Consider the following 8066-nt stretch of genomic DNA (forward strand, 5'->3'; position numbering starts at 1 on the left):
TACACGTTAAACCGGTTCAATAAGTGCAACTCAAATCATGAATGAATAATTCAGGTGTTATTTTATTTAAAATAATTGTATTCATAAAATAGTTATAAATATCATAAAAAATATCTATAGGTTATACTAGGATGGATAGGATTTTCAAATATGTTTAGGGGGGACCTTACCAATGACTAGAAGTAATGTACTTATCCAAAAAGCCGGCGTGCTAATAGTTGGGTTACTGCTAGGTGTTTTAACTGTGGTACTGGCGCCAAGTAATGTGGTTCAAGCAGACAAAACGAACATCGAAACCAGAGACAGTATATTCTTTTCAAAAAATGTGCCAGTCACCCTTTATTCCGACCCAGAAACTAAACAACCTACTGGTAAGACGCTAAGTACAGCTGTGGATGCATGGAAAGTATTCCAAATTGCATATAATGGCGAATATCTGATGTCTTACAACCTTGGAGACAATCAATGGGTAAAAGCCGCTGATGATAGACCAGAGTCATTAGGTGTGATGTCGAATGATGGTTATTTTAAAGAATTCTATTCAAATGGAAAAGCCGTAACTGTTTATAGTGACCCCTACCTGACAAAAGCTATTGGCAAGTTGGATCCGACTATCAGTCATTGGGCCGTGATACGTAATTCAGTACCTAGAGGTTATTTCTATTCCTTTGATTTAGGTGATAACCAATGGGTTGGTCCGTCTGAAAATACACGTATTATTCTAGATAGTTATTTCTTTAGAGCGGATACACCCTTGTACAATAGTGAAGGCAAGCGAACACAAGCTATTAATAACGCCAATTACACGTATAAAATCTTTGACGTTAAGACAATTCAAGGCGGTATCTACGTCAAACTTGGTAGTGATGATCAGTGGGCGCTTTACGATGCTGGGACACCCAATTAAAATACAAAACAACTTCCAAACAGGTTTAGCAGTCGTGGTAACGACAATACTAAACCTGTTTTTTTGCGCCGCTGAACAGTAACTAGTGCAATGATTGCAAAAACTAGGTCATTGGAAGCGTTTACCGTAAGCGCTATAATCTATTTTGAAAGTGAGATTCTAATATATCAGTTTATGCGACGTCTTATGACAACAGGCGTTGCCAGGGTTTAGAACAGTTTAGCTGTAACGAAGAGAAGGGATTGTGTATGACGACGCAAACATTTGTGATTTCACAAAATACCACTGTGCTGACGGCCAATATGGCCGATCCAGTGTTGAAAAATGCCAGCAGTATTTTACAGCGGGATATTCAGCGCGTGACCACTGGCCAGAGCGCTGCCAATCAAATTGTGTTGGTTCAGGTAAAAGAGACGGATCAGCAGCCAACCGATGATTTTGAGATTCATTATGTAGATTCCCAAAAGGTTGAAATCAAGGCCACCACCACTCTGGGGTTGATGTACGGCGCGCTGGCCGTTTCCCGGGAAGTACTGGGCATCGACGATTTCTGGTATTTCATGGATACACCCATGAAAAAAAGCCCCACCATCAACTGGACGGATTTCAGCCAACATTTGCCCGATTTTCAAACCAAATATCGGGGCTGGTTTGTCAATGATGAACTATTACTCACCGGTTGGGCCGACCATGATTCCAAGGATTATGTCTGGGATCGGATTTATGAAACCTTGTTGCGGGTGGGGGGCAATCTCATTGTACCCGGCACGGATAAAGAAAGTCGGTTCCATCGGGCTGGTGCCCAGGCCATGGGGTTGATCATTGCCCATCACCACGCTGAACCCCTGGGGGCGGAAATGTTTGCCCGGGTTTATCCCAACCTTGAGGCCTCGTATCTGAAGTATCCCGAACTCTTTAAGAAGATTTGGCGGGACAGTATTTTGGCACAGCGGGGCCACACCGTGGTTTACGGCTTAGGCTTCCGGGGTCAGGGGGACCGGCCATTTTGGTTAGATGACCCTACCCATACTTGGACCGATGAAGAAAAGGCCCAAGTGATCAATGACACCATCAAGTTGCAATACGATATGGTCCAAGAACTGGACCCGGGGGCCCAATGTTCCGTCAGCATCTATGGTGAATTAACGGGCTTGTTCAATGAAAGCTTGCTGAAGCTGCCTCAAGATGTCATCGAGATCTGGGCCGATAATGGTTATGGCAAGATGGTTTCTCGGCGCCAGGGAGATGATGATCCCCGCTCACCTGTTTTGACGATTCCCAACAAAGCCAAGCGGGCCCGGGGGATTTATTATCATGTGACCTTCCATGATTTACAAGCCTCCAGTTTTTTGACCCTATTACTCAATAGCCCGCATTTTGTGGCTGAAGAAATTGCCAAGGTTCGGGCAGCAAAAATGGACACGCTGGAATTGATCAATGTGGGGAACGTCAAACCCCACGTGTTATTCATTCGCGAAATTGCCCGTTCTTGGCGCCGAGATTATCAAGTGCGCAGTGAAACTGACATTATTCAAGAATATGTCGCACATTATTATTCCGAAGCACAAAGTGAAATTAGCGGGATTTACCAAGCCTACTTCAAGGCGCCGATTCAATATGGCCTACATGATGATCAAAAAGCTGGGGATGAATTTGCCACTTACCTCATTCGTAAAGTCGTCAAGGCTTGGATGGGCCACTACCCGCAACTGGAGGCGATGAATTGGTTAACGGGCAATGTTGCTTTAGATGAACAACTGACCAAGGTGACCCAACTCATCGATACGAAGTATGCCGCTTGGGATCAACTTTACCGGCGGGCTGTGCAAGTTTATGCGGACATCATGGCCAAACAGCCGCAACGTCTTTTTTATAACGATATGTTACTGGGCATTGCGGTCCATGCGTGTTCGCTGCATGCCTTGTGGGCGACTATTTCGGCCTATCGCCACTATCAACAGGCTGAAATCGTCCATGCTTTTCTGGGGGCTGATGAAGCTGTTCGGGCCAATGACGAAATTTTACGCTTGCGGCGGGATAACCCCTCCCCTAAATGGGTCGATTTCTTTCACAACGATGCTTATTCCAACGTGGCTTTGAACGCGACGAAGTTACGCCGATTGCGTTCTTATCTACGGGTCTTAGGGGATGGCCCAGATGAAGACCAGTGGGAGCGGCAGTATCTCATGGAACCCAGCGATGCCCGGGTCATGCTCTTATCCAACACCCATTTGGCATTGTCTGATGATCAAATCGCTAAGAAATTGCGGGAACAATTAATTGATGAGCCATAATTTAGAAGAGGAGAAATACAATGGATAATAAAAAAACTGTTGTTCACGATGGTTGGGACGAATATGCCTCTAAGAAAATTTATCAACATCGTGGCAAAATTGGGGTGGGTCGCTCCCTGGGCTTTGGCGTCTTCTCAATGTTCAGTATCTCCATGCAGGGACTGGTGGGCGCTTGGCTGTTATTCTTCTACACCACTTTTTGTGGTTTGTCAGCCGGGCAAGGGGCCACGATTTTCCTGATTGGCCGGGTGGCCGATGCCATCGCATCCCTGGTCATGGGTAATATCTCTGATAATATTTATAAATATAAAATCGGTCGGATACTCGGCCGACGGCATATCTTTATCCTAGCAGCTGCCCCATCGGTGTTATTCGCTATCACCTTGTGGGTCGCGGGGATGAGCTACTGGTACTATCTGATTACTTATGTGATTACGACAGTCCTAATGTCGGTATTACAAATTCCTTGGGAAACTTTGCCCAATGAAATGACCAAAGACTACAACGAACGGACCACCATGTCCACGGTTCGGATGGTCATCGCGGGTTTGGGGAATATGCTGGCCCAGTTTGTACCAGCCCAATTGTTCCGATTTTATCCAAAGACCTCCCCAATGCCTTACTTCATTATGCAAGTCATGTTTTCAGTTGTGACTTTCTTCTTGATTCTGATCACTTACAAGACAACTTGGGAACACTTTGTCTCTAAAAATGAAGCTAAGAAGTTGGCCGCCCAAGCCCTTGAGGATAATGGCGGTAAGAAGGGTGGTTTGAAATCAGAGCTCAGAAACTACTTCTCCACATTCCGCATCAAGAGTTTCCGGACCCATATGGGGATTTATCTGAGTTCTTATTTTGCCACGATCCTTTGGTCTACGACATTTGTGTACTATATCGTCTTTGTCCTTGGGAAAACCACCAGTGTGTCAGGGATGCTGCAATCCTTAAGTATTGTGTCTGTGCCAGTGACGATTTTGGCAGGTTACATTGTTACTAAGATTTCACCACGCTCACTATATTTGTTTGGGTATTCCTTGATTCTAATCAGCTGTATAGATTGGGCCTTTGTGGGCTTAACCAAGCCTGCCGGTGTGATGATCTGGTTGATCGCCGGGACACTTTGTTATGAAATCGGCCTATACATCCTTTACTTCGTGCCATGGAATGTCTTTCCATTTATCCCGGATGTGGATACGTTGGTCACTGGGAAGAATCGGGCGGGGTTGTTTGCTTCCGTCATGGTCTTCATTAACCAAATTAGCCAAGGCCTAGCATCCGTTGTGGCCGGCTACTTGCTAGACATCGGGGGATTCCGCCAGTCCAGTGGGGGTGCTGTTTCCCAACCGGCCAGTGCCACCCATATGATTTTGTTCATCGTCTCTGGTGGGGTTGGGGTGATGATTTTGATCGCCATGTTCTTTGCCAGCCGCTTCCATCTTAGCAAGAAGACCTTTACCGTCTTAGCGGCTGAACTCACCCGGCTGCAAAAGGGCGGCAGCATGAAAGATGTTGATCCAAAAACCAAACAAACTTGCGAACTCTTAACCGGTGTGCCTTACGATTCTATAGAATTTTGGCGCAGAAATGATGAAAAGCCAACGACGCCGGTTAAAACAGATACGCCAACTAAGCACTAATCAAGCAACAGTCTAACACGATATCTTTAACAATCAGTAGCTAAAAAACATCATCCAGCAACCCTTTAGGCAGGTTGTCAGATGATGTTTTTTGTTGTAGGTTACTGTCAAGTTGCATCTTACAATTAGACCAGGGTTAACAATCAATCCCGGAATTGTTGCATGATGATGCGAAACTGCCCCGGGGTCAAATGGGCCTGGCGTTTAAAGGCGCGAATCATATAGGCTTCTGAGTTAAAGCCGCATTGAAGGGCAACTTGGGATAGGGGCAAGTCGGGCTGTTCAAGGAGTAATTGCTTGGTTTGAATAATGCGATACAGGGTCAAAACTCGGCGGGGGGTGGTCTGATAGAGTTCGTTAAAAGTTTGCAGCATATATTGGACGCTATAGTTGGTCAGCTCAGCAAGTTTGCCATTGGTCAAATTCTCACGAAAATGGCTTTGAATCAACGATAATGTTTTGGCGGCGAGTTTTTGTTTGTTGGGATCGGCGGTGATATGGGCGGTGTAGGGTTTTAGTTTGGTCAAGAATTCCTGGACCAGGGCCGATTCTTGATAGTTCTGGTGGCTTTGGTTTTTTTGCTGTTGCACCTGGGTTGGGATAAAGCCAAATAAGTCGTTACCTAACACTGGGAAAAGGAGGGCCGGTTTCGCGTGTAACGCGGGGATGAGTTCCTCGATGGCCGTGCCCCCAAAGCTCAGGCGGCTGGTTTGCCAAATTGGCGTGGCGCTATGATAGGCATAACTGACATTGAGGTTGATCAAGATTCCCTGGCCAGGCTGTAAGGTGATTTGTTGATCTTCAATAGTGAGCTCCCCTTGGCCCACATCACTTTGCAACCACTGATAATAGGGTTTGCCTGCGGGCTGGGCCACGGCGGATTGCTGCCATTGCTGGTCGATTTTTTCAATCATGAAAGGCCGTTTGCTGGCATGGTAAGTGATGCTGGCCTTGGTATGTTTAACGGTGGGATGGTCAATGTGGTAGCCGGTGATGGTGACTTGATCTCCATGACTGCCGTAGCGCCGCCAGGCCTTGTCATACCAATCCCGATGGGTGCCGGTGACTTGGATGGTGAGCTGATAATGGCCCAGGGGCATTTGCGGTGAACGATAGCGGGGTTCATCCCCATGGAGCAGGCTATAAAAGTTCACCCGGGTCTGGGCTTTGATTTGTCCCTGGTCATCCCGCAAAGTGACCAGGGCAAAGCCACTGTGAGTGCTGGTTTGCCCAGTAATGGTGATGCCGGTGCCCTGAAAATCAAGGGTCACGCTGGCATCGGTGGTCTGTCCGGTCCAAGCCAAGGGAATAAAACGCACGGGTTTATTGACATGTTGCTGCCAATCCCAGCTGGCCCAATAATTAGCCACGGTCAAGGTCGTGCCCGTGACGGTCAGTGGCAGCCAAACGTGGGTACTGGCTTCAAGGTAAGGAAAAGTATGCCGATCCCCCAGATACATGGGTAAGGTTCCCTTAGCTGTTGGCAGCAGGGCCACGAAGGCCGTTTGGGAGTCATAGGTGAGGGTGCCTGGGGGGCAAAAGGCGCCATGGCGCACCCAAGGCCCACTTAAGGCATCCGCAGAAAAGTAAATATTATCATTGTGTTCCCAACTGGTTTTTTGAGAGGCCAGCAGGAAATAATGGCCATTAAAGTGAAACATTGCCGGCGCTTCCGTTCCCGGGGCGATGTTGCTCACCACCTTGGTTGCAGCAGCAGTGCCATCAGGTGTCAAGCGATAAATATCACCTTCGTGAGTCAGGAGATAATTCGTGCCATCAGTATCGGTGAAGCTGCCAATGTGCCACATGCGGATCGGTTGTTGGTTAAAAAGAAGTGGGCCTTGGAAGGTAAAGGTATCCGTTAAGTGGTCGGCGGTGGCGTAAGTTACGATGGGATCAAAGGAGCGCTCATCATCGGTGTGCATCATCATGATGTATTGCCCAGTTTGAGCCCGGATGACCTTGACCCGCTCCCCGATTCGAGAGACGGCCAATAGCCCGGCAGCCTGGGGCGGCAAAGCCAGGCCAGTATTCTCCCAATGTTCCAAATCCGTTGAAACATAACGGGAAAAGCCGGCAAACCGGCGGGACTTGGCTTGTCGATATTCACCGAATAAGTAATATTTGGCACCCGCTTGAATCAGACAACCACCGGATGCGTTGACAATTTGGTGCTGTTGGTCGTACCAAGGCACGCCGTTATAGATTGTCGGCATATGTACGCTCCCTCCTTTTTAATGCTCTTCTCTAGGATACAGGATATGTAATATAAAGAAAATATGTGTTCAGCTTGATTTGAGCCGGGTAATGATCTGCGTTTAAAATACGGCTTACTTCAATAAGGAAATCCGCAGTGACTAACTTGTCAGCTTTAATAATAGGCTTGGTTTCTATCCAAGAGACCGCTATACTTAAGCATAAACATGTCAAAGATTTTTTTAAACAGGCTAATCTACTAAATTTTGCAACAAGCAGTGTTCAGGCGGGGGGATACACACAATGAAGAAAAGAATCTTAGCAGTTGTTGCCATGTTGTTAGTGCCGATCAGCATGATACTAACGCCCAGCGTTGCCCAGGGGGCCGAAGTGCTATCACCGACAATTACTGTTGGCGGGGAATTGTTCGATGCCAGTATTGGGGCAACGCCCTTTAAGGAACCGGATGTTTACTATGATTACCCAACTGTTGCCACGGTCAATGGGGAATGGGGCGCTAATGTTTTTTATGGCAACGATGATAACAAAGTTTTCGCTAAAGTTGTCCCAGCCGATTCCCAGTGGCGGGTTTATGGCTTCACTTCGCGCAAGGACGGTTGGTACTATGATGTGGGCGGCGATATGTGGCTTCAAGCCAGTCAAGCTAAAGTGCCAGTTGCCGATGCCTATGATGCCCTGCTGAATACGGAGGCCTTTCTAAGCGGGAAAGGGACGCTGGATGTTTATCGTATCACGCTGGTTGATGATGAGTATGGGGTACACTACGCAGTCAGTCGCACCGTTTATGGTTATATCCCGGATGGCCCGGCGCCCGGCTATGGTCCAATAATCCAAGGTGGCGCATCCTATAATGTTTATGGGGATGGACAGGTTTATTATATGGGACCGTAACAATTAGATCCTGAAACAGCCAATAGGTTTAGCGGTGATGATACAGGCCGCTAAACCTATTTTTAAAGTGCGCCCGGCATGGGCGATAACTTGGTGGTGAAAGTCCACTATAGGCCGTAG

5 protein-coding genes are annotated in these 8066 nt (G+C 47.2%); 4 read left to right on the forward strand and 1 reads right to left on the reverse strand.

The features are described 5' to 3' along the window. The first annotated feature begins 172 nt into the window (after positions 1-172). The 3 genes from FC83_RS06535 to FC83_RS06545 all read left to right on the forward strand — a co-directional run bounded on the left by FC83_RS06535 (position 173) and on the right by FC83_RS06545 (position 4838). On the forward strand, positions 173-907 hold the full coding sequence (locus FC83_RS06535) for a hypothetical protein (RefSeq protein ID WP_035456322.1): 735 nt from the start codon (positions 173-175) through the stop codon (positions 905-907). Positions 908-1155: 248 nt separating this feature from the next. Beyond that, positions 1156-3201: a glycosyl hydrolase 115 family protein gene (locus tag FC83_RS06540; protein WP_057002555.1), complete on the forward strand. Its 2046-nt coding sequence runs from the start codon at positions 1156-1158 to the stop codon at positions 3199-3201. Between the two features lie 20 nt (positions 3202-3221). Continuing rightward, a complete protein-coding gene (locus FC83_RS06545) occupies positions 3222-4838 on the forward strand; it encodes an MFS transporter (protein WP_057002556.1) in 1617 nt (538 codons plus the stop codon). A 143-nt stretch (positions 4839-4981) separates the two neighbouring features. On the opposite strand, the gene FC83_RS06550 is transcribed toward FC83_RS06545, so the two are convergent. Further along, positions 4982-7054 (reverse strand): helix-turn-helix domain-containing protein, encoded by a 2073-nt coding sequence (locus FC83_RS06550; RefSeq protein ID WP_035456319.1) that lies wholly within the window; start codon positions 7052-7054, stop codon positions 4982-4984. Between the two features lie 283 nt (positions 7055-7337). On the opposite strand from FC83_RS06550, the gene FC83_RS06555 reads away from it, so the two are divergent. Then, a complete protein-coding gene (locus tag FC83_RS06555; RefSeq protein WP_035456316.1) occupies positions 7338-7946 on the forward strand; it encodes a hypothetical protein in 609 nt (202 codons plus the stop codon). The last annotated feature ends 120 nt before the right edge of the window (positions 7947-8066 follow it).

Origin of the sequence: Agrilactobacillus composti DSM 18527 = JCM 14202, assembly GCF_001436375.1 — a bacterium.
In the GTDB taxonomy this organism is placed as follows: Bacteria; Bacillota; Bacilli; order Lactobacillales; family Lactobacillaceae; genus Agrilactobacillus; species Agrilactobacillus composti.